Source organism: Candidatus Symbiopectobacterium sp. NZEC135, from assembly GCF_025962695.1.
This window is the reverse complement of sequence record NZ_JAGFPF010000014.1, coordinates 1-25,669: the sequence shown is the minus strand read 5'-3', so window position 1 is coordinate 25,669 and position 25,669 is coordinate 1. Positions and strand designations below refer to the sequence as shown.

The 25,669-nt window shown below is 55.4% G+C and carries 19 protein-coding genes; 7 read left to right on the top strand and 12 right to left on the bottom strand.

The genetic code is table 11. The features are described from left to right. The first annotated feature begins 82 nt into the window (after positions 1 to 82). Positions 83 to 1,144: a LacI family DNA-binding transcriptional regulator gene (locus J5224_RS09835; RefSeq protein WP_264625207.1), complete on the top strand. Its 1,062-nt coding sequence runs from the start codon at positions 83 to 85 to the stop codon at positions 1,142 to 1,144. Positions 1,145 to 1,186: 42 nt separating this feature from the next. On the opposite strand, the gene J5224_RS09830 is transcribed toward J5224_RS09835, so the two are convergent. The 3 genes from J5224_RS09830 to J5224_RS09820 form a co-directional block, all read right to left on the bottom strand. Continuing rightward, positions 1,187 to 2,506: an MFS transporter gene (locus J5224_RS09830; RefSeq protein WP_264625206.1), complete on the bottom strand. Its 1,320-nt coding sequence runs from the start codon at positions 2,504 to 2,506 to the stop codon at positions 1,187 to 1,189. Between the two features lie 76 nt (positions 2,507 to 2,582). Continuing rightward, positions 2,583 to 5,072 carry a hypothetical protein gene (locus J5224_RS09825; RefSeq protein ID WP_264625205.1) on the bottom strand — a complete coding sequence of 830 codons (2,490 nt, stop codon included), beginning with the start codon at positions 5,070 to 5,072 and terminating at the stop codon, positions 2,583 to 2,585. A 35-nt stretch (positions 5,073 to 5,107) separates the two neighbouring features. Beyond that, positions 5,108 to 6,187, bottom strand: coding sequence for a glycoside hydrolase family 105 protein (locus J5224_RS09820; protein WP_264625204.1), 1,080 nt, complete (start codon positions 6,185 to 6,187; stop codon positions 5,108 to 5,110). A gap of 209 nt (positions 6,188 to 6,396) precedes the next feature. On the opposite strand from J5224_RS09820, the gene J5224_RS09815 reads away from it, so the two are divergent. Beyond that, positions 6,397 to 7,293, top strand: a complete 897-nt coding sequence (locus J5224_RS09815; protein WP_264625258.1) for a LysR family transcriptional regulator — start codon at positions 6,397 to 6,399, stop codon at positions 7,291 to 7,293. Positions 7,294 to 7,300: 7 nt separating this feature from the next. On the opposite strand, the gene J5224_RS09810 is transcribed toward J5224_RS09815, so the two are convergent. Together J5224_RS09810 and J5224_RS09805 are read right to left on the bottom strand one after the other, a co-directional pair. Continuing rightward, on the bottom strand, positions 7,301 to 7,882 hold the full coding sequence (locus J5224_RS09810; protein WP_264625203.1) for an NAD(P)H-dependent oxidoreductase: 582 nt from the start codon (positions 7,880 to 7,882) through the stop codon (positions 7,301 to 7,303). Positions 7,883 to 8,119: 237 nt separating this feature from the next. After that, positions 8,120 to 10,504 (bottom strand): TonB-dependent receptor domain-containing protein, encoded by a 2,385-nt coding sequence (locus J5224_RS09805; protein WP_264625202.1) that lies wholly within the window; start codon positions 10,502 to 10,504, stop codon positions 8,120 to 8,122. Positions 10,505 to 10,834: 330 nt separating this feature from the next. Between J5224_RS09805 and parC the strand changes: the two genes are divergently transcribed. The 3 genes from parC to ftsP all read left to right on the top strand — a co-directional run bounded on the left by parC (position 10,835) and on the right by ftsP (position 15,450). Next, positions 10,835 to 13,093, top strand: coding sequence for a DNA topoisomerase IV subunit A (parC, locus tag J5224_RS09800; protein ID WP_264625201.1), 2,259 nt, complete (start codon positions 10,835 to 10,837; stop codon positions 13,091 to 13,093). Positions 13,094 to 13,243: 150 nt separating this feature from the next. Beyond that, positions 13,244 to 13,981: a 1-acylglycerol-3-phosphate O-acyltransferase gene (locus J5224_RS09795; protein WP_264625200.1), complete on the top strand. Its 738-nt coding sequence runs from the start codon at positions 13,244 to 13,246 to the stop codon at positions 13,979 to 13,981. A 62-nt stretch (positions 13,982 to 14,043) separates the two neighbouring features. Further along, positions 14,044 to 15,450 (top strand): cell division protein FtsP, encoded by a 1,407-nt coding sequence (gene ftsP / locus J5224_RS09790; RefSeq protein ID WP_264625199.1) that lies wholly within the window; start codon positions 14,044 to 14,046, stop codon positions 15,448 to 15,450. Between the two features lie 80 nt (positions 15,451 to 15,530). Here ftsP and J5224_RS09785 read toward each other — a convergent pair whose 3' ends face one another. Continuing rightward, positions 15,531 to 16,565, bottom strand: coding sequence for an alpha/beta hydrolase fold domain-containing protein (locus J5224_RS09785; RefSeq protein WP_413544660.1), 1,035 nt, complete (start codon positions 16,563 to 16,565; stop codon positions 15,531 to 15,533). A 28-nt stretch (positions 16,566 to 16,593) separates the two neighbouring features. Beyond that, positions 16,594 to 17,100, bottom strand: coding sequence for a phenolic acid decarboxylase (locus J5224_RS09780; RefSeq protein WP_264625198.1), 507 nt, complete (start codon positions 17,098 to 17,100; stop codon positions 16,594 to 16,596). 107 nt (positions 17,101 to 17,207) lie between these two features. Between J5224_RS09780 and J5224_RS09775 the strand changes: the two genes are divergently transcribed. Further along, the gene (locus J5224_RS09775; RefSeq protein ID WP_264625197.1) at positions 17,208 to 18,101 is read left to right on the top strand and encodes a LysR family transcriptional regulator; all 894 of its coding nucleotides are present in this window, start codon (positions 17,208 to 17,210) and stop codon (positions 18,099 to 18,101) included. Between the two features lie 13 nt (positions 18,102 to 18,114). On the opposite strand, the gene J5224_RS09770 is transcribed toward J5224_RS09775, so the two are convergent. Both J5224_RS09770 and J5224_RS09765 read right to left on the bottom strand, forming a co-directional pair. Then, the gene (locus tag J5224_RS09770; protein ID WP_264625196.1) at positions 18,115 to 19,068 is read right to left on the bottom strand and encodes a PfkB family carbohydrate kinase; all 954 of its coding nucleotides are present in this window, start codon (positions 19,066 to 19,068) and stop codon (positions 18,115 to 18,117) included. Next, the gene (locus J5224_RS09765; protein ID WP_264625195.1) at positions 19,061 to 20,467 is read right to left on the bottom strand and encodes a purine-cytosine permease family protein; all 1,407 of its coding nucleotides are present in this window, start codon (positions 20,465 to 20,467) and stop codon (positions 19,061 to 19,063) included. Before J5224_RS09765 ends, J5224_RS09770 begins: the two co-directional genes overlap by 8 nt. Positions 20,468 to 21,268: 801 nt before the next feature. Between J5224_RS09765 and J5224_RS09760 the strand changes: the two genes are divergently transcribed. Then, positions 21,269 to 22,006, top strand: a complete 738-nt coding sequence (locus J5224_RS09760; protein WP_264625194.1) for a GntR family transcriptional regulator — start codon at positions 21,269 to 21,271, stop codon at positions 22,004 to 22,006. Positions 22,007 to 22,449: 443 nt separating this feature from the next. On the opposite strand, the gene dkgA is transcribed toward J5224_RS09760, so the two are convergent. The 3 genes from dkgA to metC form a co-directional block, all read right to left on the bottom strand. Continuing rightward, the gene (gene dkgA, locus J5224_RS09755) at positions 22,450 to 23,295 is read right to left on the bottom strand and encodes a 2,5-didehydrogluconate reductase DkgA (protein ID WP_264625193.1); all 846 of its coding nucleotides are present in this window, start codon (positions 23,293 to 23,295) and stop codon (positions 22,450 to 22,452) included. A 254-nt stretch (positions 23,296 to 23,549) separates the two neighbouring features. Further along, on the bottom strand, positions 23,550 to 24,209 hold the full coding sequence (locus J5224_RS09750) for a DedA family protein (RefSeq protein ID WP_264625192.1): 660 nt from the start codon (positions 24,207 to 24,209) through the stop codon (positions 23,550 to 23,552). A 241-nt stretch (positions 24,210 to 24,450) separates the two neighbouring features. Next, entirely contained in the window at positions 24,451 to 25,644 is a 1,194-nt protein-coding gene (gene metC, locus J5224_RS09745; RefSeq protein ID WP_264625256.1) for a cystathionine beta-lyase, read from the bottom strand. Positions 25,645 to 25,669 lie beyond the last annotated feature (25 nt).

The window sequence follows — 25,669 nt, the reverse complement described above, 5'->3', positions numbered from 1 at the left end:
TCAATGTGAAAGACGCTGACAGCCTTCATGGCTTCACAGTAGAGTAAGTGTGCATCTTAATCCTTGACCACTGTGTAACATTATGAAAAACAATCACGAAAAAGACGCGGGTGACACAGAAAAGTTGGACGGCGGTGCGCGCCGTGTCCGGCTGGAAGATATCGCCGCGCGCTGTGGCACCTCGCTAAGCACAGTATCCCGTGCGTTGAGCGGCGAAAAAGGGGTGAGTCAGGCGCTGCGTGCAAAAATCCTGGAAGTGGCGCGGGCAGTGCGCTACAGCCCAGCGGTGGAAATGGGCGGCTCCCGGATCGTGCTCGCCGTCTCTCAGGTGGCGATGCTGGATTATCACCGTTATCAATTCAGTTGGTATGTGCTGCAAGGGCTGAAAGAGCGCGCCAAAGTGCTGGGGCTGGATTTGGTCACCCACCCGCTGTCTGACAAGGGTACGCAGGCGCTGACCGATTTGCTTAATCAGGAGGATATTGGCGGTATGCTGGCACTCACCGTCGACGATCCGGCAATTTTAGACGTTGTGGTCAACCTGAAGAAGCCTGCGGTACTGGTGAACAGCGAAGATCCGCTGATGCGGCTCTCCAGCGTGATGCCGTGTAACCGCTCGGCAACCCGTATGGCGGCTGACTATCTGGTGTCACACGGGCATCGCGATATCCTGTTTTTGACCCATCCCGGTCGGCGCACCATTGAACAGCGGCAGGAAGGCTGGCAGGAGTCGATGCGTTATTTTCAACTGCCCTGCGCCGAGCAGCAGGTGATCAGCGTGACCGATTGGCTTCCTGAACTGGCTGAGCAGGCGGTGGTAGCGTGGTTTCGTGAAAAAAAACGCACCTGTACCGCGATCCTGTGTGCCAATGACTCGTTGGCGTTAGGGGCCATCAACGGGTTACAGCGCTTAGGCCTGGATGTGCCGGGGGATATCTCGGTGGTGGGCATGAACGACTTGCCGCAGGCGGAGTTTGCCTCACCGCCACTGACTACCGTGCACTTACCGGTGCAGGAAATCGGTGTTATTGCGCTTGAGCTATTGCAGGACATTATTGCGGGCACGGTGACAATCCCACGGCGTATAGAACTGGCGTGTGCCATGGTCGAGCGCCAGTCTGTGGCGGCGTTAAACGCATCATGAGGGCATTCGCCCTCATGATGTGGTGTGGCGTTTGTTATACGGTTATTTGAATTTCGCCCGTTCCATATTGGGGATCAGCAGCAGGTACATCACACCCCAGGCGACCAGATAGGCCACGGAGCTGATGGCAAACAGCGCCCAATAGTTGCCTGACGCTTCGAGTACGGCACCGATCACCGTGGAAAAGATCACGCTGCCGATCATGCCAAAGGTGCTACCGATACCGACGACCGACCCTACCGCCGCGTTGGGGAACAGATCGGACACCGATGTCAGCAGGTTTGCGGACCAGCCCTGGTGCGCAGCCGCTGCCAGCCCGACGAGGGCAACGGCCAGCCACAAACTTTCCACCTGCGTCGCAGCAAAAATCGGTATGACCGCACAGGCGCAAATTAGCATGGTGGTTTTACGTGCTTTCGCGGCGCTGAACCCCATATTCATCAGCTTACCGGGCAACCAGCCTGCACCCAGACTGCCGCCAATGGCAAACAGATAGATCATGATCAACGGCGCACCCAATCCGGCCATATTGATATCGCGGGTTTCGTTCAGCCATTTTGGCAGCCAGAACAGGAAGAACCACCAGATAGGATCGGTCAGCATCTTACCCAACGCAAAGGCCCAGAGTTGACGGTAGCGCAGCAGGTGCGTCCATTTGATGGATTCCACGCTGACGTGCTCTTCTTTGTCCTGACGGATCCAAGCTACTTCCTCGGCAGAGGCTTTATCTTGCGGTTTGCCAAACAGGAAAAACCACGGGATAAGCCAGACAAAGCCCACCGCACCCAGAATCAGAAACGCCCCGTGCCAGCCGTAATGAATGGCGATAAACGGAATCAAGGCGGGGGAGACGACGACGCCAAGGTTAACGGCGACGCCCAGAATCCCGGTTGCCAGCGTGCGCTCTTTTTTGGGATGCCAGTCAGCGATGACTTTCATCGCCGCCGGGAAGTTGGCGGATTCCCCCAGCCCAAGGATAATGCGCACAATGGCAAACCCGACCACGGTGCCAACCGCGGCGTGCAACATGGCAGCGGCGCTCCAGACCACCATCGCCACGGCGTAGCTGATTTTGGTGCCGAATTTGTCAATGATACGGCCGCAAATCAGCGTGCCCGTGCCATAGGCAATGGTGAAGGCGTTGACCAGCCAGCTGTACTCCATTTGCGTCCAGCCGATATCTTTTTGCAGCATCGGTGCCAGCAAACCGAGCAGTTGGCGGTCCATGTAGTTGACCGTGGTGGCGAACACCAGCATCGAGCAGATAGTCCAGCGATAGCGGCCTTTGGGGGGAGAACTGGCGGTGGTTTGGCTGTCGTCGTGAGGGACAGCAGCTTCTTTTTGGCTAACTTGAGTGTCCATAGTGATCCTCCAGCTCAGGCCAGTGGCCTGAGCGGTTGATGGTTAGGGTAGAGTGGTATTGCGTGATAAAAAAGGGTTAGAGCACCAGTTCGCAGTGCGTACCGGCCACGCTCCAGGCATCGGGGTCAAGGGTGCGGCCTTGCGCCTCCACGCGGCCATCTGGCAAGAAGCGTACTTCACCGTAGACCGGATCGCGGACGCTCAGGGTATCGTCGGCCTCATGCTGCACGGTGAGATCGGCGAACGTTTGGGTAAAGTGGTCCAGTGACTGAATGTCTGCGGCATCATTCAGGCGCACCAGCCAGGTGGTTGTTTTGCCGTGCTGCTGCACTTCACAGCGACGGGTTGGGCCCGTTTCCACGATGTGAAAGGGTTGAGAACCGAACAACAGCGCCATGCCGGCACCGCTTTGCAACGCGATGCGCTCAGGGCTGATACGCACATCGCTAAAGATATGCTGCGGCAGCCAGGCGTGGGTGAACGTTGGTTGCCCTGCGTGGGTGGTAAAGGTCAGCACCGCTAGCCCACGATACTGCTGGACGCGCGGCAGCGTACCGCAACCGCCCCAGTAGGAGGGTCTGCCGAATCCGCCGTGTATAGTTTCACCGGGGTGGTTGATCCACAGCTGTGCTTCGGGAATATCACCAATGCGCAGATGCAACGGCGTCTCCTGATAGCCCCATTCGCCCCAGCGGTAACCGGCAATGGAACCCATCGCCACATGGCGGGTTTTGTAGTGGTACAGTTTGGCGATGCGGTTGGCCCCTTGAGCAAAGCACCACTCTTGCGCTGTCGCTTTCTGCCACACCGCGACCTCGGCCAGTGCCGGATCGAGGGTCAAGCCGTGATCGCGCAGCAGTAAAGCCAACTGCGGCAAAGCGTGGAAGCGGCAGCCGTAGTTGCCTTTGCCCCACAGCAGGCGGGAGATCGCAGCCAGTTCCAATGAGCGTCCGGCACGCAAAGTATGCTCGTAAGAACGCCCCTGGGAGGCGGTCAACATGCCCTGATGGCAGGAGCGGGCGATTTGCTCAATTAACCGTTGAATGGCGCGGCGGCTGCGTGCGGCAATATCCGCGTCGGGAGAAAGCGCGGCCAACGCGGTTAACCCTTTCAAATCCACCGGGAAATAGGGGGCAGAGTTCCACTCGGCCATTTCGCAGGATTCAAAATGGGTGAGCCAATCGAGCACCCGTTGCTTGCCAGCGGCAGCCTGCTCGCTTCCACTGCGGTTGGCACGTACGAACGTGGCCTGTGGGAAAAAGCTGCCCGCCAGATAAGCGGCAGTGTGGAACAGTAGCGCATGGTTTTCCGAGAAATACCATTGCACGTCGTTGCCCGGTTCATCCATCCAGTAGCGGAAATGCAGAATGGCGGCATCAATTTTTTCCCGGGTAGCCGGTGCGATGGCATCACCCCAGGCGATGCGGCACCATAGCAGCGGCACCAGCGTGAAGTCGGCGCAATCGTGACAATCCAGTACCGAAGGCAATACCCCTTCCAGCATGGCGTGCGTTTCCTCATCGGCCATGCCGCAGGCCAGTCTGGCTAACGCTTTAACGCTGCTGTACTCCCCTTGCGTGGCGACCGTGTGCAGCGCTTCGGCAATACGCGCGGCTAAGGTGTCTGGCACAACCTGCTGCGCAGTGGCATGACAAATCTCGACGCCAAGGGTGCGGCTGATCGATAATTCTCCGCTGGAGAGCGTAATCACAAAGTTGCGGAAATCCGCCGGGAGCTGCGCGGTATTGGCGATACGCGCGGTTTTTTGGCCCGGACGCAATTCGGTTTCCAGCTCAATAGGGCTATCCAGAGAGATAAAATCACCCAGCACACGGCAGGCGATGGTCAGCGATTGGGTCGCAGGCGCAGGGAAGCAGAGGTTGATATCCCCGTGGCTGTAGGCAGAATATTCGAAGGACACCCCTTCCAATAGCGCTTCCATTTCCGCCACGCCCGATGCGCAAATCGGTGAGACCAGCGCCACATTGACGGGAACACCCGCCACGTAATCGAGTTGGAAGAAAAAACGAATATCCCGCTCTGCCAGATCGTCAAACCAGACCCGAATATCGTTTAGCCCCGATGTTAAGGAAACGGTGACCTCGATGGTGTTTTCCAGATTGCGCTGATAAGCGGCACTCCAGGCAACATCTTCGCCGTTAACCTGCACGATGCCACCGCCGCAGGTGGTGAAACGCAGAGTCACCTCACCGGCGGTTTCGGCTTCCAGCCAGGTTTGCGCCCAGGCACCGATGCGGGTGGGGCGGAACCAGAAACCAGACAGGTCTACGCGGTCTGAGCCGAAGGGGAACCACCACCGGGTCAGTTCGAACGCGCCGAACGGCTGTGGTTTCTTCTCCAGATAACGCTGCTGGAAGTCTACCCGGCAAGGATAGGTATGCGGGATGAAGTTTTTCTTTTTACTCATGAAGAAAAACGGGTCCATGTCACCCTGCATGGGGACATCAGGTACGTCATAACGTTGGCTGACAATATCGGAATAGTGCCAGTAGCGAATCGCGTCACCCTGTTGCAACGTGCGGCGATAAATAGTGTCAGTGTTCATTTATTATTCCCCGGAAACAATGCATTCTGGATCATTTACTCCGCAATACGGATGCCTTCACTCAAACACAAAATGGCGAGCGACTGCCCGTAGGCGGTGGGTTGCAGCGGAATCTCTTTATAAAAATCAAGCGTGCGCCCCATGCGAGTGCCGTACGAGACATTTTGCACCGTGCCTTGCGCATCGATATTCTGGCGCACCGCCTGTAACGCCTTTTTCCCCGCGCTCAGCCAGCGTTCATTACCCAAGCCCAGGCGTGCACCTTTCAGCAGGCCGTAGCCGAAACCGGCGGTAGCGGAAATTTCTTCATAGCTGTCAGGGTGGTCTAACAGGGTATGCCAGGCACCGCTTTCGGCTTGCAGGTCGATCAAGGTGTTCACCTGTGCGTTGAGGCATTCCAGCAAATAGAGACGCACACCGTTGTCGATAGGAGCAATCTCCAGCAGATCGAGAATACCGACGGTGATCCACGCGTTGCCACGCGCCCAGCGGGCTTGCGCAAAATTGCTTTTTTGCGCAAAGCTCCAGCCGTGATACCACAGGCCGGTTTTCGGGTCGTTGAGGTAGCGTGCGTGCAGCAAAAACTGGCGTACCGCTTCGTCGACCAGTTCCTGACGGCCTGATACCGTACCGTAATGCGCAAGGAACAGCACAACCATAAACAGCGTGTCGTCCCATATCTCCATCTGGTTCACGCCGTCAGACACCACATGCTGAAAGCCTTGTTCCGGCGTGCGCGGCAGTTTGGTCATGACATCGTTCGCCCAACGGTCCAGCACACGTTGGTAATTGTCATTACGGGTGTGCTGCCACAGCAGCGACAACGGCAGCATCGGGGCGGTGGTATTCACGTTGAGCGGCGGTAAACCCTGTGCGATTTGCTTGTCAAACCAGGTGGTAAGGGTGGCTAGCAGATCGTCTCTACGGGTGAACTCCCACAGGCGGAACAGCCCGTACAGGCCCACGCCCTGCGGCCATTCCCAACTGTTGAACGAGATATAGTCACCCGGCGTACCATCCAGGTTGGGCTCATGAAAACGGCCTTCGTCTTTCAGGCCGAGGGTGCCTGCTATCAGGGCATCTAACTGTGCGTTCAGTGTGGTGTTACTGCTCATTGCGTCGGTTTTCCCTTGGTAAAAGAGTGCGTCTGCAAATGGTGTAGCATTTGCGCAAAACAATGCGCAATACGAAAATTTTTTGCGTTAATGTTTTGTGATTTTGATTAACTTTTTACCGAGGTGTGTGCCAACCAGGTTTTTTTTATTTATTAAAATAACCAGTTATGATGGTGTTATCTGAGGCAAAGAAACGGCAGCGAGAAGCGATGAAAGTCACGCTGGAAGAGTTGCAAGCGTTTGTGGTGGTTATCGACAGCGGGTCGATTACGGCAGCGGCAGAGCAGTTGGGGCAGACGGCGTCCGGCATCAGCCGTGCACTGCGCCGGTTGGAAACCAAGCTGGACACCACGCTGTTGCACCGCACCACGCGCCGTTTGGCGCTATCACAGGAAGGCGAGCTGTTTCTGGCGCAGGCGCGTGAAGTGATCGCGTCTGTTGAACAGGCGGAAGAGTTGATGGCCGTTGGACGTGAGCAACCTTGCGGTACGCTGCGTGTTAATGCCGCGTTCCCGTTTATGCAACATGCTATTGTGCCCCTTATCCCCGAATTTCGCCGCATTTACCCGCACATTCAGTTGCAACTGAATACTGATGACGTCTTTATTGATTTGCTGGAGCAGCATACTGACATTGCCATCCGTATTGGCACCCTGCGAGATTCCAGTATCCACGCGCGTCTGCTGGGCAGCACGCGCACGCGGATCTTAGCCAGCCCTGATTATTTGCAGCGCCACGGCGTGCCGCAGACCGTGGAGGCGCTGGATAATCACGTATTATTCGGTTTCACCCATGTGGATGCGCTCAATGTCTGGCCGGTACGTAAAGCCAACGGTGAGTTGTATCGCATCAAACCGGCGCTGGTGGCCTCGAGCGGTGAAACGCTGCGCCAACTGGCCCTGCGCGGGGAGGGGATCGTCCGCTTGTCTGATTTTATGACACAAGACGATCAGAAAAGCGGTCGATTGGTGCCAGTGCTGGCGCACCAGACGGTTGAAACGCGCATGCCGGTGAATGCGGTTTATTACCGCAATACCAAGCTGACGGCGCGTATCAGCTGTTTTCTCGATTTTCTCAGCGAGAAGATGGCGCACCAGTTGCTGTAGGTCGTGTTCAGGCGAATACGCGGGTCAAATGTTCGCGGTATTCAGCCAGATAGCGATCTACTTCTGGCTGCTTGATCACATCATTGCAGATAAAGGTTGGCAGCGGTGACAGGCCGATAAACTGGTTTGCCTTGTGGAACGGCAGGTAAACGCCGTCTACACCGACACCGTGGAAGAACTGGTCAGGATCGGTAAAGGCCTCCAACGGGGCGTTCCAGGTCAGGGACAGCATATAATTGCGCCCTTGCAGCAGACCGCCAGAGCCGTATTTTTTGCTGGTATCTGAGCGGGTGCGACCATCGCTGGCATACAGCGAGCCGTGACCGTGAGTAAACACGTCATCGACGTATTTCTTCAGGATCCACGGCACATCCATCCACCATCCCGGCATTTGATAAATGACGGTGTCTGCCCACAAAAAGCGCTCTACCTCTTCATCCAGGTCGTAACCCTGATCGACGTTGGTCACCTGCACGCTATGGCCCTGTTCGCTGAGCAAGGTGGCGGCAAAATCCGCGAGTGTATTGTTCAATTGGCCCTTGGAGTGGCCAAAGGATTTGCTGGCGTTGATCAGCAGAATGTTTTGCATGGTGACGATGATCCTGGTTGCGTAATGAAAGTAAGGCAGTGTAGTGCGCAGGCTTAGGATGAAAAACGGGTGTAATGGCACAACACTATTGACTGTCAGTCAATAAAACAGGGGTTTTATGCCCTGAATGTCAGAGAGTGAATCAGTAAAAAAGGCAGGAAAACCCATGTATCGGCTTTCCTGCCCCATTGAGGACACGTTTTACGTTTATGTCACTTCACGCAATAAACGCGTTGATTAGAAATCCACGCTCATGCCCAGTTGGAAGGTGCGTCCCGGCGCAATCGACAACTGTTGATCGTAATAACGTGAGCTATTAGGATCGGTATTGGTCGGGGCCTCAATGTTACGGCTGTTCTGGTAATCCCAGTATTTACGGTCAGTCAGGTTATAGACGCCGCCATTGACGCGCACGTTTTTGGTGATGCGATAGTACGCGGTCAAATCCACCAAACCGTAGCCTGGCACGCGCATAAAGGTGACGTCGTCCGTGCCCACAACGTTGCCGTCACCGATGCGTTTACGGCCTGTGGCGTAATCAGCGGTTTTCCCTTTGGTAAAGGTGGTGATCAGCGCAGCGCCATAGGTGTTGCTCGGATCGTCATAGGCCAGCCCAACCACCGCTTTTTGTGGCGTGACGGTATCGAGGTTGACGTAGCGGTCACCGGAGGCACTGGATTTTGCGGCACCCTGGGTGTAGCCATAAGCCAGACGGGCGCTGAACCCTTTGGCTGGCTCAAACCAGGTACCCAGTTCGAAACGTGCACTCAGCTCACCGCCATAGATATAGGCTTTATCGCGGTTTTCGGTGAGATAGAGGGTACTGATGGTGTTTGGCAGAGTGGCAAACAGGTCGGGGTTTGCCGCGCGACGGTAGTAACCGTTGGCGATAAAGTTTTTGTAATCGTTGTAGAACGCGGCAGCGCTGATCGTTACCCCGTCTACAATACGGCCCTTCAGCCCCAACTCATAGTTATCGCTGGTTTCGGTTTTCAGATTAGGATCGCCGATGGTGGCATAATTGCTGGCTCCTCCGGTGTAACCCAGAGCCCATGAACCATAAAGCTGCCCGGCATTGGGGAACTGTGCACCGCGTTTGTACTGCACATAGGCCAACAGATCGGGCTTCAGATTGTACTGGAAGGTCAGTGCAGGGAGGATCTGGCCATCGGCGTTGGTGCCGTACATCTTGGCGGTGTCACTGGCTGTAACGTTACCGTTGGTGTTGGTAAACAGGTTATCGGTGTTTTCCGGTTTAGCGTGCTGCCATGCGAAACGCACCGCAGGGATAATGGAGAAATCACGACCCGCCACATCCCAAGTCATCTTATCCTGCACAAAAGCACCGGCATTGATGATCTTGCTGTCGGCTTGAGGGCGACCCAGGTTGACGGTGCCAGCCAGTATGTTTTTGGCGACCAGTGGACGCTCAGACTCTGATTGGCGCAGGTTTACACCGTAACTGAAACGGTGATTACGCCACTCTTTGGTCGCTTTGCTTTCCAATCCAACGGTGTTGGTATCGTAGCCGCTCCATACCTGAGACGGCAGTGTGGCATTGCTGATGGTGTAGTCGTGGGCTTCGGTTTTGCTAAAGAACAGTTTGCTGTTCAGGCTGTCAAACAGCAGGCTATCAGTTGGCGTATACAGATCGGCCACGCTCAGGCCCCAACGGCGCGTCTTGCTGTCTTGGAATGAGGTGCTGCCATCTCGGGTAGAGCCACCATCAGCGCCTACATTCCAGGTGGGGAAGTTGCTGTGGTTAAACTTCTCGTAATACTCCACGGTACCGGTGAACTGGTGCAGGTCGGTTGCCTGCCAGATGCCGGAGGCCAGTACGGCGTTGGAGTGCCAGTTGGCCGGATTGCTGTCGAGGGTGGCATCGCGGTGGTTTTCGGTTTCATTACCGTCACGGCGGCTGTAGACCACCACGCCGCGCAGGGTGTCGTCACCGCCTGCGGCGGTAATCCCGTTGTGGAAACTGCGATCGGCGGAGTCATACCCTGCCTGATAGCCAAAATAGCGGTGTTTATCGCTGCTGAGGAAATTGTCCGGCGATTTGGGGACAAAAGAGACGGAGCCGCCCAGCGCGTTATTGCTGTTTGAGACGTCGGTAGCACCGGAGGCGATATCGACGGAACCGTACAGATACGGGTCGAGATAATCACCGCGGCCGATGCTGGTGCTGCCAGCCTGAACGCGACCGCTCGGTGTGGAGGTGCCGCGATCGGTGCCTGCAGGAAGTTCAACGCCGTCGATATCAATAGAGACGCGGTTGTTTTCCATCCCGCGAATGTTGTAGCCGCTGTAACCGCCGCGATCGTAGCTGCTCTTGCCTGCGGTGGCCCCGGCGCTGACGCCCGGCGCACTCACCAGCGGCTGGTAGCGCATGATATTGCCGAAGGTATTGCCGCCTTCTTTCAAGAGGTCGTTGGCTGTCAGGGTGGTTTTCGTGCCCGCTTCTCGCTCCACGCGGGGAGAGAGTACCGTCATGGTGTCCTGGGACTCTTTCTGGGCAGTATCCGATTTGCCCTGCGCGCTTTGCGCCGCATGGGCACCAAATGCCAGGCCGGACAGGACGCCGGTCAGCAAAATGTTATTCATATTCTTATGATTTAACATGATAGAGCTCTTGGGTTCGCGATGGTTTGAGTACGTGAAAATGGCGGTGCCGATAGTGTCATCGGTGCGGTAGGATGCCGCGCATAGCTAAATGATAATCATTAGCAGATAGCAAATATAATCATTATCACTATGATTGAGGCATTAAGATTTCTTAATGAAGGAACTCGACGGCGATTGAGGAAGTGTTAAGTGAGTAAGACACCGGAGGTTTGTGACAGTCGCTGGCAAGATGCTGTACTATCTGCGCAGACATTACCGCGCGGGTTGCGGGAATTAAGCCTTTTTAGATGACCTGTTTTTCATTGAGTCACCGCGTAAGGATTATCGATGAGTGAGATAACTCATGACGGCGCAGAACGTATTGCGCTGCATACGTTTACAGAAAATGCGTACCTGAACTACTCCATGTACGTCATCATGGACAGGGCGCTGCCATTTATTGGTGATGGCCTTAAGCCGGTGCAACGCCGCATCGTGTATGCGATGTCGGAACTGGGGTTGAGCGCCAGCGCCAAGTTTAAAAAATCCGCCCGTACCGTGGGTGACGTGCTGGGGAAATACCACCCGCACGGCGACAGCGCCTGCTATGAAGCCATGGTGCTGATGGCGCAGCCTTTCTCTTATCGCTATCCGCTGGTGGACGGTCAAGGGAACTGGGGGGCACCGGACGATCCGAAATCCTTTGCGGCGATGCGTTATACCGAATCGCGCCTCTCCAAATATGCCGAAGTGCTGCTGGGGGAGTTGGGGCAAGGTACGGTCGAGTATCAGCCCAACTTTGACGGCACCCTGCAGGAACCGAAAATGTTGCCGGCGCGTCTGCCCAACATTTTACTCAATGGCACCACCGGCATCGCGGTCGGGATGGCGACGGATATCCCGCCGCATAACGTGCGCGAAGTGGCGGCTGCTGCCGTTGCACTGCTGGAAAAACCGGAATCATCGCTCGACGATCTGTTGCAGTTCGTCCAAGGGCCGGATTTCCCCACTGAAGCTGAAATCATCACGCCACGTGATGAGCTGCGCCGTGTCTATGAGCAGGGGCGTGGTTCCGTGCGGATGCGCGCCCTGTGGAAAAAAGAAGATGGCGAAGTGGTGATCACCGCGTTGCCGCATCAGGTCTCGGGCGCGAAAGTGTTAGAGCAGATCGCCAGCCAAATGCGAGCGAAAAAGCTGCCGATGATCGATGATTTGCGCGATGAATCGGATCATGAAAATCCGACGCGTCTGGTGCTGGTGCCGCGATCCAACCGGATCGATCTCGATCAGGTCATGAACCACCTGTTTGCCACCACCGATCTGGAAAAAAGTTACCGCATTAACATGAACATGATCGGTCTGGATAACCGCCCCTCCGTGAAAGGGCTGGTGGAGATCCTGAGCGAATGGCTGGTGTTCCGCCGTGATACGGTACGCCGCCGCCTTAATTACCGTCTGGAAAAAGTGCTCAAGCGCTTGCACATTCTGGAAGGTTTGTTGATTGCGTTCCTGAACATTGATGACGTTATCCATATCATCCGCACCGAGGATGAACCCAAAGCGGAACTGATGCGCCGCTATGGCCTGAGTGACACCCAGGCCGAAGCCATTCTGGAATTAAAATTGCGGCATTTGGCGCGCCTGGAAGAGATGAAAATCCGTGGCGAGCAACACGATTTGGAAAAAGAGCGCGATCAGCTTCAGGCGCTGCTGGCGTCAGAACGCAAGCTCAGCAATCTGCTGAAAAAAGAGATTCAGTCGGATGCCGAGCTGTATGGCGACGATCGCCGTTCGCCGCTGCATGAGCGTGCGGAAGCTAAGGCCATGAGTGAGCACGATTTCGTACCGTCTGAACCGGTCACTATCGTGCTGTCAGAAATGGGCTGGGTGCGTAGCGCGAAAGGGCACGATATCGATCCTTCCGGGTTGAGCTTTAAAGCGGGCGATAGCTTCCGCGCCGCCGCGCGCGGCAAGAGCAACCAGCCGGTGGTGTTTATCGACTCGACGGGACGTAGCTATGCGCTCGATCCGATCACGCTGCCGTCAGCGCGCGGTCAGGGTGAACCGCTGACCGGCAAACTGACGCCGCCGCCGGGTGCCACCATTGAGCATGTGCTGATGGCGTCAGACGAACAGCGTCTGTTGATGGCGTCTGATGCAGGCTACGGCTTTGTCTGTACCTTCAACGATCTGGTGGCGCGCAACCGTGCTGGTAAGGCGATGATCACGCTGCCGGACAACGCCAAAGCGCTGGCACCGATCGTGATAGAACGCGATGACGATCTGCTGATGGCGATCACCGCAGCGGGTCGCGTGTTGCTGTTCCCGGTGTCCGATCTGCCGCAGTTGTCGAAAGGCAAAGGCAACAAGATCATCGCTATCTCCTCGGCTGACTTCGCCGCAGGCAAGGATCGCTTAGCGCTCCTGTTGGTGGTGTGGCCGCAAGCGACGGTGAAGCTGTATTCCGGCAAGCGCAAAATTGTGGTGCGCGCGAGCGAACACCACGGTGAGCGGGGCCGCAAAGGCACCCTGCTGCGCGGGCTGCAAAACATAGACCGCATTGAGGTTGATGCACCGCCAGCGCCTAAGGGTGATAGCGAGGAGTAATGCATTGCCTGATATCACCCGAGGGGGGTATCAGGCATTTTCCCCCCTTTGTTACCTGGCCGTTGGCGTGGGTGTCACGGCAAAGGATTACCCGTGTGTTTTATGCCGAAGTCGCTATACTAGCGGCGGCGGTTGGCTTATGAGGTTGTTATGTTATTCATTATCCGTTTTGTGGTAGTGGTGATTTTTTCCATTCTGATTTGCCTGTTCGGTACGATTTACTGCCTGTTTAGCCCGAAGAATCCGCGCCACGTGGCGACCTTTGGTCATGCGTTTGGGCGGCTCTCGACCCTGTTTGGTTTAAAAGTAGAAGTCAGAGTGCCTGCGGATGCGGGAAACTATGGTAACTGCATTTACATTGCCAACCATCAGAACAACTACGATATGGTGACGGCGGCAAATGCGGTGCAGCCGGGCACGGTTACGGTCGGTAAAAAAAGCCTGGTGTGGATCCCGTTCTTTGGGCCGCTCTACTGGCTGGCCGGTAATTTGCTGATTGACAGAGAAAACCGCGCCAAGGCGCACGGCACCATTGCGCAAGTCGTTCAACACATCAAAGAGCGCAATATTTCTGTCTGGATGTTCCCAGAAGGCACGCGCAGCCGTGGCCGTGGGTTGATGCCGTTCAAGACCGGCGCTTTCCATGCGGCGGTCAGCGCAGGCGTGCCGATTGTGCCGATTTGTGTGACTGACACGCACAATAAAGTCAAACTGAACCGGTGGAATAACGGTCATGTTATCGTTGAAATGCTACCGCCGATTGACACCTCGGCATACGGGAAAGAGCAGGTGCGCGAGCTGGCTGCGCATTGTCATGATGTGATGGCGGCGCGTTTGGTTGAACTGAATGCTGAAGTGGCTGAGCGGGAGAAAGCGGCGAAGCGTTAAGGTTTTTTTACGCCCTCTGCGTTGGTGGGCGTATACGGTTGGTTAGCAATTACGGAGTTCTTATGTCACTCAGCCGCCGTCAGTTTATTCAGGCATCGGGGCTTATGGTGTGTGCGAGCGGGCTACCTGCGACGGCGCAGGCAAAGGGTAAGCAAAATGCGCTACCCATCCCGCCGCTGTTGGAATCTCACCGCGGGCAGCCGCTTTTTTTGACCATGCAGCGCGCGCACTGGGCGTTTTCCGGCGACCGTAAAACCTCGGTATGGGGTGTTAACGGACGCTACCTTGGCCCGACGGTAAAAGTGTTTAGCGGCGATGATGTCAAACTGATCTACGGCAACCGCCTGAATGAGCCGGTCTCCATGACCGTTAGTGGCTTGCAGGTGCCAGGCCCGTTGATGGGTGGCGCTGGGCGAATGATCTCTCCGGGGACCGACTGGGCCCCCGTGCTGCCGATTCGGCAGGCAGCGGCCACCTGCTGGTATCACGCCAATACGCCGAACCGAATGGCACCGCACGTCTATCAGGGGCTGGCCGGACTTTGGCTGGTAGAAGACAGCACCAGCAAGAGCCTGCCGATTCCGAATCACTACGGCGTGGATGATTTTCCTCTAATTATTCAGGATAAACGCCTGGATAACTTTGGTGTTCCGGTCTACAACCCGCCCAGTAGTGGAGGCTTTGTCGGTGATACGCTGCTGGTGAACGGCGTGCAAGAACCGTTTATTGAGGTCTCACGCGGTTGGGTGCGCTTGCGTTTGCTGAATGCGTCGAATGCGCGCCGTTACGTGATGCGCCTGAGCGATGGCCGCCCGATGTATCTTATTGCCAGCGATTTGGGCTTTTTACCGCTGCCGTTAGCGCTGAACCAGATATCACTCGCGCCGGGTGAACGCCGTGAAATTCTGATTGATATGTCTCAGGGCGGTGAAGTGACCTTGACGGCGGGCGATGCGGCAACGTTGATGGAACGGCTGCGCGGTTTGTTTGAGCCCTCCAGCATTCTGGTGTCAACGCAGATACTGACGTTAAAACCCACCGGTTTGCTGCCGCTGGTGACGAACAACCTTCCCGCCCGCTTACTGACGGATCTGGTGCTGCCTGCCAATATCAGCCGAACGCGGGAGTTCCGTCTGGGCGATAGCCTGCCGGGGATTAACGGTGCGATGTGGGATATGACGCGCACGGATGTGCAGACGCAGGAAGGACGCTGTGAACGCTGGATTGTTCACGCCGACTCACCACAGCCGTTCCACATTCAGGGCGCGATGTTTCTGGTGCGTAGCATCAACGGTGCAGCTCCTGCTGCCGACCAGAGTGGTTGGAAAGACACGGTGTGGGTGGATGGCGATGCCGAACTGTTGGTGTATTTCACCCAATCGTCATCGGCATCATTCCCGTTCCTCTACTACAGCCACACGCTCGAGATGGCGGATCGTGGCTCCACTGGGCAGTTAGTGGTGCAGTAAAACGGCACAATAAGGGGGCGCATGGCCCCCTTTGTTTTGTAATACCGTTTTTTGTTACCGCTTTACATTACCGTTGTGTATTACAAATTGGCGTTTGGATTTTGTGGTGCCGCCGCTGCGGGTTGCGTTGCAGAAACCTTCAGCGTCAGTTTAAACCACTCCACCACGCGATGAATCAGCGGCTCTTGATACCACGGCAAATCGCCGTGATTCGCCCCTTCCAGCAACACATACGTTGCCTGATTTCCGCCCTCTTTCAATGCCTTAAACAACTGAGCACTTTGTACCGGGGAAACCAGCGTATCCGCGCTGCCGTGCAGGATCAGGAACGGCGGTTTTTTGCCGTTAATGTGCCCCATGGGGCTGGCGTTAAGGGCTTTTTTCTCATCCTTGCCGATAGCGGCACCGGGGAAATCGCGGAAGGCTGCACCGTTCACCAACAGTGCTTCGGTTGACGCCGGTGAGCGGTGTACATCCTGAATATTCTCTGGGAAACCAGCGCCGATGTTGAGCAGATTGGAGAGCCCATAGAGGGTTACCACGGCCTGTACGTCCGAGGATTGGTTGAGATAATCCCCTTTATCAAAGATTTTTTCACCGTTGGTGACACCCAGCATTTGTGCCAGATATCCACCCGCAGAATCGCCCAATACGCCGATGCGTTGCGGGTCGATGCCATAGTCTGCGGCGTGTTCACGCAGGTAGCGCACAGCGGCTTTACCATCTTGTACTGGCGCAGGGAAGGTGTCTGGCACCGTGCGGTATTCTGCGGCAGCGACCACAAAACCAGCCTGCGCTAGCGCCATACGCATTTCGATGAATTTCTCATGATCGGCAGAGGTAAAACCGCCGCCGGGAAAATAGACAATAGCCGGTTTAGGTGCAGCAGTACGCGGGATAAGAAACGACATCCTCAACTGACGTACCGCACGTGGGCCTTTGATCTGGCTGTAGATCACATTGCTGATGGTATCGATTTGTCCGCGGGTAGCGGCAATCTGAGTGACTTCGGCACCGGGCGTGTAGCCGGGAAGTTGCTGTGGGGCAGCATTGGCGGATGTGGAGGCAATGCCTGTCACCATCGCACCAATCAAGGCAATCTGTTTTATTTTCATGACGTTCCTTACATGACTGCGGTATCGGTTACTTCAGATTTTCAGGAAAATTGGCCGGCAGTTCGCTGGCTGGGCAAGCGATCACGCTCTCGTTATCGGGGCCGCAATCACGCACGAAAGTGATGGTGGCAAACTCATCGATCACTTCCGTTGGGTAGGCCGGGCCCGCCGCGCGGTAGGCTTCCATGGTGGGGATATGATCGTTTTGGAAGCATACGGTTTTTTGCGGATCGTTGATAACCCAACGTGGGAAGAAGATGGTGCCGTGGAACAGGCGATCGCCCAGATTCACGATCAGGCTGACATCGGTGCCCGTCGGTTCTGTCCAGGAAATTTTATAGACGCTGTGGGCAACGCGAACGATGTGGGCAAACTGATCCTTGACCCAACGGTTAGCAACGATGCCGCTGTGAATGCGGTAATCCAGCGTGTGGTCGTTCTTCACGTAAATCTCATAGTTCCAGCCATTATCGTAGGTATAAACCAGATGTTTGCCGACAAAATCGCTGAGATCGTGCTTATCAAATGTACTCATGGTCATGGTCCTGCTCCTTTTGTTCTTGATGTCAGGATCATATTGCGTCACTCTGTGAATTAATAACGCTGATTTTTCATCTAATTCATCCAAAATGTAGATTGATTATGCACAAGACGACGCTGGAACAATGGTTCCTGCTGGATAAGGTCATTGAGCTGGGCAGCTTTGCGCGTGCGGCACAGGCAACGCACCGCAGCCAGTCTTCGGTAAGCTACAATCTGGCGCTGCTTCAGGAGCGCCTGGGTGTGGCATTGCTGGAGGCGAAAGGGCGCAAAGCGGAAATAACCCCTGCCGGTGCGCTGCTGCTGGCACAGGTCAGGCCGCTACTGAATGCCTTTCATTATGTGGAAACGCAGGCGGCCACGCTTAAAAAGGGCGTGCGCACGCGTCTCGACCTGGTGGTCGATAACGTATTTCCCCGTGAGACGCTGTTTGCCATCTTACGTGAATTTCAGCAGTTGCATCCCGATACCCACCTCCATCTGACGGAGATACTGGAGAACCAATCCTGGGAGGTGGATGCCGATGTGGCGGTACTGACGCGGCGTGAAGATATGATGGGGCGGGGCGAATGGCTGATGAACATCGATTTTGTTGCTGTGGCGCACCGCGATCATCCGTTGCATCACCTCCCTGCGCCGTTACGTGAAGAAACGCTGTTGCGCTATCCGCTGGTGCGCATCGCTTCCCGGGAAAACAGCATGCCATTGGCGGTAACGGCAGCCACTGAATATTGGACATTCTCCACCGTTGAATCGGCGATTGAAGCGGTGATGCATCAGGTTGGTTATGGCTGGTTGCCGGAAGAGTGGATTACGGCACCGCTGGCATCGGGCATGTTAAAAACGCTGGCATTAGGGCACGGCACGCGCCGCGCCACGCCGCTGCATCTGATTGTCCGGCGGGCGCTGGCACCGCTGGATGAACAGGTGAAAACCTTGCTGACACTGTTTCGGCGCGCCAGCCGCAGTACGCCCCAAATGGGACGTACCGAATAAGCGGGCCTGTGGCTTAGCGCGTAGGGAAGGCGGGCAGCGGGGTAGCGTCGGGGAAATACTCGCCTAGCGTATTCCAGCCGGGAGGCTGTGACGAGCCTGGAACGGCAACCATGCAAGCGGCAACACGATTGGCCAAATCGACCGCCTGCGTCAACGTCCAGCCCGCAGAAAGGCCTGCCAGCAACCCGCTACAGTGCGCATCACCTGCGCCAATGCTGTCTACCACCGTGACCGGATACGGTGCCACTGCTTGCGGCGCGGCGTCCGGCGGGCAAATCCATGCCCCTTCCTTATCCAGTCGACAAATCAGCGTAAGCCCACTGCGTGCGGCGTACTGCTGTGCCAGCGCGATAATATCGCCTTCGCCCAGCAGGTGGCGCGCCTCGTCCCGGTTTAGCGTCAATAGCGTGCGGCTGCCAAACAGCGCAGTGATAAACCCGGGTGGAATGCCCGGTAGACGAGGGCCGAAGTCGATCAGTTTTTGTTGAGGCTGCGCCAGTACCCAGGCGCGCAGTGCGGCACCGTCAGTACCAAACAACTCGTAACCATTCACATAAATCAGCGTATCAGCAGAGGGGTGCAGGTGTTGCAGCATGGCGGTGGTGATATTGGCCTCACAGCCGGTGATGCTGATAAACGTGCGCTCACCGCCCGGCTCAGCCAGCGCCAGACACCAGCCGTTGTCCCTATCGGGATGGCGCATCAGCACCGGTAGATGCAGCGCTTTCATGGCGCTTTCTACCGCGTTGCCCCAAGTACCGTTGCCTACCGGCATACCGTTGAGCACCGGAACGCCAAGGCGAGTGAGCGCGCGCGCGACGTTAAAGGCACAGCCGCCGATTTGCAGTCCGTTGTCTTTGGCTTCCACGTCTTCGCCGCTAAGCGGCATACGAGGAACGCCCAGCAGCATATCGCCACAAGCACCGCCGATCACCAGCACGTGTCGAAGCGTTTTTTCTTCATGCATGAGTATTCTCCTTAGGCTGTAGCATGACATAGAGGCCATAGGTTACGCCGCTGATGCCGAAGGAGAGGAACAGCCCAAGGCTGGAGTTTTCGAAAATACCGGTTGCCCACGGGCCATCAATAAAGCCGGTTTTGGTCACCATCAGCCCGGCAAAGGCACCCAACAGCCAGCACAGTAATGGCACCCAGCGCACGCCGTTATTCTTGCCGTTGATGGCAAACAGCGCGTCATTATTGTAGCCGTGGCGTTGGCGCAGGTAGATATAGTCCAGAATAAACACGGCAGACCATGGGCCGAGAAACAGGCCGCAGAAAATCAGAAAGGCGATAAACGGTGAAAGGAAATCCTGCGATACAAACAGAACGTAGACCGCAACGCCCACCACCAGCACCGCATCCAGCGAAACCGCCACCGACTGGCGCAGTTTTACGCCGATAGCCAGCAGGTTCAAGCTGGCGGAATAGAGGCTGAGCACCGCGATAGTCACGATACCCGCCGTGGCCGTCAGCAAATAGGGCACTGCCATCCAGGTGGGCAATACGGTGCCGATAAGGGCGATGGGGTTAGCCGAACTGGTTAACTCAGGTAGCTGGGCAGAAAGTAAAATGCCCGCCAGCATCAGCAGGATGAGCGGCAAGGCCGAGCCACCCACCACGGCAAAAAAGACGCTGCCGCGCGTGGTGGTAGGGCTTTGATAGCGGCTGTAGTCCGCCCCGGCAATAGCCCAGCCAACCCCGGTGCCTGCCGCAATCACGGACACGGCAGGGAGAAAGCCGGTCAGCCAGTTGCCAGACGGCAGCGCCAATACCACATTCCACGGGGTGTTAAACAAGATATAGGCCACAACGATAAGCGTCATGGTACCGAAGATTTTTGTGATCCAGCTTTGCATCAGGATCAGGGTGTTTTGCCCAAGAATACTCACCACAATGGTCAGGCCGCCGAACAGAATCAGGCAGATAGCGGTCAGCGTCGTGCTGCTGGTAAAACCAATGGCTTCAAACAGGGCCACCAGCGTCAGTGTGCCGGTGGTCAGGTTAACGGCTTCCCAGCCCATCAGGGTAAACCAGCCAAAAGCGGTAGGGGCGATATTGCCTTTCAGGCCAAACACCGCACGCGACAGGGTCAACGTAGCCGTGCGGCCCGTTTGCCCGGCAAACGAGGTATATCCCACCAGTGCGAAGCTGGCGACGCCGACAATGGCGGCGAGCAGTGACTGAATAAACGATAATCCGAACGAGACGATGATGGCACCATAAACGATGCCAAGAATACCAATGTTCGCAGCACACCAAATCCAGAACAGTTCTAAGGGTTTTCCTGTGCGTTGTGCAGCAGGAACAATATCAATCCCCGTATTTTCAACTTGCCAGGTCTTATTCTGCTGTGTTTCACCCATGACGGCGGCTCCTTGTTGGCCTTAATAAAGCGGGTGGCGGAAAGGGCAGGCATGCAGCGACTATTGATAACGGCAGCCATGCCGAAGAGAAAGTCCGATGATAAAACATAGCAGCGGAACAGCAGGACAGACAGTAATTTAATATGTTTGTTTAATTGCGGTGTGAAGAGTGCGCGTGGTCCGGGTGAGCCATAGATGGTGGTGTGGAAAAAATAAAGGAGCAGCCAAAATGGAATGACTGCCCTTGTTCTCAGTTCATGCGTGGGTGAAACGAGTGATACCGAGTGACAAAATAAAACGACTGTTAACGGTGTTGTTATGTGCCTAAGCGTCTGGCACCAAGTACTGCTTATTGCTGTGTGTTGTCTTTATGCCATTTCATGTTAATGGACGGTTTTTCTGGTTGTATTCTTCGCTACTGCACGACATTTTCGCTACGTATTTTTCCTGGTGTTGCTAAGAGTCCTTTCGTATGCCATTCAGACAACCGCAGGCATACCTGCTCAATTCACATTTTCTGCTCTGAGCGCTGTTCTCATCGCACGATCTACTTAAATAACAAGGATATTATTGTGATCTGTGTCGTGAGACGCTGTTTTGTGGTCAACTAAATGACCCCCTGGTGTTGGCACGTCTGTATTTAATGTATACAATCCACAGTACAAAAGCAAGTCCAATTAAATGCCATTGAGATACCAATACCAGTCCTGAGTCTTGTTTCGTGGTAATGTGCTCTTGCCATGCTGACACCTGTCGGGGGGATGCTACACGTGGCGCAAAAAAACACTATAAGGCCGCACTATGCAGGAGCTATTTCGTTGGGTCAGGCAAACACTAGAGAAACCCTCTACGGCGCCGCGCTATATGCAATTGGCGATGGTTTTGGAGCAGGGTATCAACCAGAACAAAGCGCTGGCGGGACAATTCTTTCCTGCTGAACGCGCGATCGCGCAGCAGTTAGCGATTTCTCGTGTTACCGTCTCTCGTGCGTTGTCGCTGCTGGAAGACAAAGGATTGATTGTGCGCCAGCAGGGCGTCGGCACGCGCATTAGCCAGTATCTTGACTATTCATTGGATGATGAAGAAGCCGGGTTCACCAAGCTGGTGCTGCAAGCCGGAGGTATTGCCGGTAATCGCTGGCTGGAGCGCACCACCATGCTGTTGCCGGATGAGGTAGCCAGTAACGTTCCTGCCTTGAAAGGTGAGCGCGTGACCAAACTGCGGCGTGTGCGATTGATCAACGGTGAACCCGTGTCGCTGGAAACCACATGGATCCCGTTGGCATTGTTGCCTGCACCGGAGATTCTGGAGCACTCGCTCTATCAATACTGGGCGGAGCGCGGGATTCTTCCGGCGAAAAAGAAGGTGCGCATCAAGGCGATTGCCTGTCAGGCGGAAACGGCGCGTTTGTTAAAGATTCAGCCAGGCATGCCGCTGCTGTTTTATCGCCAGCATACCTATAATGCGCAAAATGGCTTGCTGGAATATTGTGAAATTTACTGCCGCAGTGATATTTACGAAATACAGATATCGGACTGAATCCGTGTTCTAGCCAGCCTCAGTGCCGTTGAGGCTGGCTGTCTCGTCAGATTACTGACAACCGCCTCGGGCCTGGCAGCGTACCCACTCCGCTGTGCCTACATCCGGACCTGTTGTCGGGCCGTCGAAATACATCCTATCGTTGCCTATGTGCGCGTTAACGCCTGCTGTAAGGCTCAATATGCTTGCCAGAAGCAGATATTTGATTGCATTTTTCATCGGTAACATCTCCATCATTCATAGGTTTTGGGTATTACTCGAACGCCTGAACTGCGCCGTGAAGCATGGCGTAGGGGCTTTACCCGATCAACGGATGCAGGGGGGCTTGTTTGGTTTTTGTTAATGTTGGCGGAGATTCTGATTGTTATTTGATAGCGATCTTAAGAGGGGGGCGAGTGCAGCGGAAAAAAGGGTTTCCGCCACTCACCGTGGCGGAAACCACATTAGTCTTTGGTTGGAAACGTAGTGCGTGGGACATCCGGGTCTGGTCCCAGCCGTTTGCCGGCATCCAGCTTGGCGATCTCGCCCAGTTCGTCTTTGTCGAGACGGAAATCGAACACATCGAAATTTTCCCGGATGCGCGCGGGGGTAACGGATTTGGGGATCACCACCAGACCTGAATCCAGGTGCCAGCGGATTACAATCTGTGCAGGCGTTTTGCCGTATTTCAGCGCGAGCTGACGGATCAGCGGTTGCTCGAATACCCCTTCTCCCCCTTGTGCCAGCGGACTCCAGGACTCGGTTTGAATCTGGTGCGTGGCATTCCAGGCGTGTAATTGGCGCTGCTGGAATAAAGGGTGCAGCTCAACCTGATTGATGACCGGGAATACGCCGGTTTCTGCTTTAAGGCGTTGTAAATGGTGTGGATGAAAATTGCTCACGCCAATGCTTTTGACCAGCCCTTGCTCCTGCAAACGCAGCAAACCGCGCCAGGCATCAACATAGGTATCCTGATCCGGCACCGGCCAGTGGATCAGATAGAGATCGACAAAATCCAGCCGCAGCTTTTGCAGGCTTTCTTCCAGTGCCTTTTGCGGATCGGACTGATCGGTATTCCACAGTTTGGTGGTGATAAACAGCCGATCGCGGGGTAGCTTACTGGCCTGTAGCGCCTCTCCGACGCCTGCTTCGTTTTTATAAATCGCGGCGGTATCAATGGCGCGGTAGCCGGTGTGTAGTGCATCGGTCACCGCAGCCACCGTTTGATCGTGTGTCGCTTGCCACACGCCCAGGCCGAGCTGCGGCATGATATTGCCGTCGGCCAGTTTGATCATGGGTTGCGTTGTCATGTCATTCTCCTTTATTCGAGAATCCTCCCAGCCAAGGTCGGCAAGGGCTCGGTTGGATTTCAGCCACCGGATACGGTGATGAATGGTATCCCTTCAACCCTGTTCGTAATGGACAGGACATGTCGGTTAAGTCTAGCCGAAAATAGCCACAAAGCAGCGAAGAGATGTAACGGTACCTGCTTTTCTTGCGCGTAATATCAAGAAAATCAGAGGGTAGCGGGTACCGTTGAAGAAGTGTCTGGAGAGGTTCTGGGTTAGGCGGCGGAGCGCCTTCTGTGCCACAACATTACCAGCATGCCAACCAATCCACTGATCAGTAACACAATGGGGAGAAGGATCAGGGCGGTCATTACCTGGTCTTCATAACGCTTGACCAGTGGCACATGGCTAATGGCATAGCCCAGTGTGACAATGCCAAACACCCACAGAAAGCCGCTCAGCCAGTTAAATAACTGAAAACGCAGGCTGTTAAGGCCAGAAATACCGGCCATGGTCGGCAACAGAGTGCGGATAAACGCCAGAAAACGACCAATCAGCAACGCCACCAGACCGTGACGATGGAACATATGGTAGGCACGTTGGTGATAGTGTGCGGGCAGTTGCAGCAGCCACCCTTTGACGATGCGCGTATCTCCCAACCAGCGACCTTGCAGGTAGCTGAGCCAGCAGCCGAGACTGGCTGCGACGGTAAGCAGGAACATGGTGGGCACGAAGCTCATCACGCCTTTGGCGATCATGGCCCCGGTCAGCAGCAGCAGGCTGTCTCCCGGTAGAAACGACGCCGGCAGCAAGCCATTTTCCAGAAATAAGGTCGTGAAAAGAATGCCGTAGATAACCCAGATAACATTGGGGTCAGCCAACGCACTGAAATCTTGCTGCCACAGCGCTTGAATGATGTCGTGAACCACACTCATATTACTTCCTGCCAGGTGTAGGGGCCCAAAGTACAACCCTGCTCGCACAAACGTCGAACGGATCAATCTGTGTCGCTAAGCAATAGCGTAGGGCCAAGATCTTAGTGTCGCCAATACGAACGCCTTTCGGCGACAGACATAAGCTCTGTTATTCGTGTAAAGCGGTTTTTTTGTCTTGCTTATTCCGTTCATCATACACGCTTTACACACACCACCGCAGCCATATCAAGGGATATCGCCGTCACACTTTGTGAATTCTGTTGAATCCGGCTGTCAAATCATCGATCAGATCATCACAGTCTTCAAGCCCGATATGTAACCGAATAAGTGTGCCAGTGAAGTCAACGCCGCCAGCGGGACGAATCGAAGCCAGATCCTCCGGCTGATTCGCCAGGATAAGGGATTCGAAACCGCCCCAGGAATAGGCCATGCTGAAATGCACAAAATTATCCAGATAGTCGGACAGTTGCTCCTTGCTCAGCTTTTGCTTCAGCACAAAGGAGAACAACCCGTTACATCCGGTGAAATCACGTGCAAAAAATTCATGCCCTTTACAGCTCGGCAGTGCCGGATGGTTGACCACGGCTACTTCTGGTCGTTCAGCGAGCCAGTGGGCGATGCGCAGGCTGCTCTCCTGATGCTGCTTGAGGCGAACCCCTAGGGTGCGCAGGCCGCGACTGGCGACATAAGCCGTGTCGGCATCGACCATTTGTCCCATCAGGTAGGAGTGCTCACGCAGTTGATCCCAGCAGCGCGCGTTGGCAACGGCCGTGCCGAGCATGGCATCCGAGTGACCCACGATATATTTGGTGCCGGACTGCACGGAGATATCAATGCCGAACGCGAGTGCTTTAAACAGAATGCCCGCCGCCCAGGTGTTATCCATAATAATCACGATATCAGGGTTAACGCGACGCACGGCGCTGACGATCGCTGGCACATCGTGTACTTCCATGGTGATGGAACCGGGAGATTCGAGAAACACCACTTTGGTGTTTTCCTGAATAAGATCGGCAATACCCGCGCCAATCAGCGGATCAAAATAGGTAGTGGCGACATTGAATTTGCTCAGCACGTTATCGCAGAACGCCTGGGTCGGTTCGTAGACGGAACCGGTCACCAGCACATGATCTCCGCCTGAAACAAAAGAGAGGATAGCATTGGAGATCGCTGCTGCGCCGCACGGATAGAGCGCACAGCCCGCGCCGCCTTCCAGCTCCGTCATCGCTTCCTGCAATGAGAAGTGTGTCAGGGTGCCGCGACGTCCGTAAAACAGGCCGCCTTTGGCCCGGTTGAGGGTGGCCTGTTTCTTATCGGCAACCGTCTCAAAAATCAGCGATGAGGCGCGTTGGATAACGCTGTTAACCGATCCCTGAGTGTATCTTTTGCTGCGTCCTGCTGAGACCAGCGCCGTTGCTGTTTTCTTGCTGCTCATGTCTGTTTCACCAAAGAGAATGGAA

Excerpts from the sequence above, each read along its gene's own strand:
- J5224_RS09750 (WP_264625192.1), bottom strand. The coding sequence starts at position 24,209 with ATGAGTGTGGTTCACGACATCATTCAAGCGCTGTGGCAGCAAGATTTC.
- J5224_RS09765 (WP_264625195.1), bottom strand. The coding sequence starts at position 20,467 with ATGGGTGAAACACAGCAGAATAAGACCTGGCAAGTTGAAAATACGGGG.
- J5224_RS09780 (WP_264625198.1), bottom strand. The coding sequence starts at position 17,100 with ATGAGTACATTTGATAAGCACGATCTCAGCGATTTTGTCGGCAAACAT.
- J5224_RS09770 (WP_264625196.1), bottom strand. The coding sequence starts at position 19,068 with ATGCATGAAGAAAAAACGCTTCGACACGTGCTGGTGATCGGCGGTGCT.
- J5224_RS09815 (WP_264625258.1), top strand. The coding sequence starts at position 6,397 with ATGAAAGTCACGCTGGAAGAGTTGCAAGCGTTTGTGGTGGTTATCGAC.
- J5224_RS09820 (WP_264625204.1), bottom strand. The coding sequence starts at position 6,187 with ATGAGCAGTAACACCACACTGAACGCACAGTTAGATGCCCTGATAGCA.
- J5224_RS09830 (WP_264625206.1), bottom strand. The coding sequence starts at position 2,506 with ATGGACACTCAAGTTAGCCAAAAAGAAGCTGCTGTCCCTCACGACGAC.
- J5224_RS09805 (WP_264625202.1), bottom strand. The coding sequence starts at position 10,504 with ATGTTAAATCATAAGAATATGAATAACATTTTGCTGACCGGCGTCCTG.
- J5224_RS09795 (WP_264625200.1), top strand. The coding sequence starts at position 13,244 with ATGTTATTCATTATCCGTTTTGTGGTAGTGGTGATTTTTTCCATTCTG.
- J5224_RS09785 (WP_413544660.1), bottom strand. The coding sequence starts at position 16,565 with ATGAAAATAAAACAGATTGCCTTGATTGGTGCGATGGTGACAGGCATT.
- metC (WP_264625256.1), bottom strand. The coding sequence starts at position 25,644 with ATGAGCAGCAAGAAAACAGCAACGGCGCTGGTCTCAGCAGGACGCAGC.
- dkgA (WP_264625193.1), bottom strand. The coding sequence starts at position 23,295 with ATGACAACGCAACCCATGATCAAACTGGCCGACGGCAATATCATGCCG.
- ftsP (WP_264625199.1), top strand. The coding sequence starts at position 14,044 with ATGTCACTCAGCCGCCGTCAGTTTATTCAGGCATCGGGGCTTATGGTG.
- parC (WP_264625201.1), top strand. The coding sequence starts at position 10,835 with ATGAGTGAGATAACTCATGACGGCGCAGAACGTATTGCGCTGCATACG.
- J5224_RS09810 (WP_264625203.1), bottom strand. The coding sequence starts at position 7,882 with ATGCAAAACATTCTGCTGATCAACGCCAGCAAATCCTTTGGCCACTCC.
- J5224_RS09760 (WP_264625194.1), top strand. The coding sequence starts at position 21,269 with ATGCAGGAGCTATTTCGTTGGGTCAGGCAAACACTAGAGAAACCCTCT.
- J5224_RS09835 (WP_264625207.1), top strand. The coding sequence starts at position 83 with ATGAAAAACAATCACGAAAAAGACGCGGGTGACACAGAAAAGTTGGAC.
- J5224_RS09775 (WP_264625197.1), top strand. The coding sequence starts at position 17,208 with ATGCACAAGACGACGCTGGAACAATGGTTCCTGCTGGATAAGGTCATT.
- J5224_RS09825 (WP_264625205.1), bottom strand. The coding sequence starts at position 5,072 with ATGAACACTGACACTATTTATCGCCGCACGTTGCAACAGGGTGACGCG.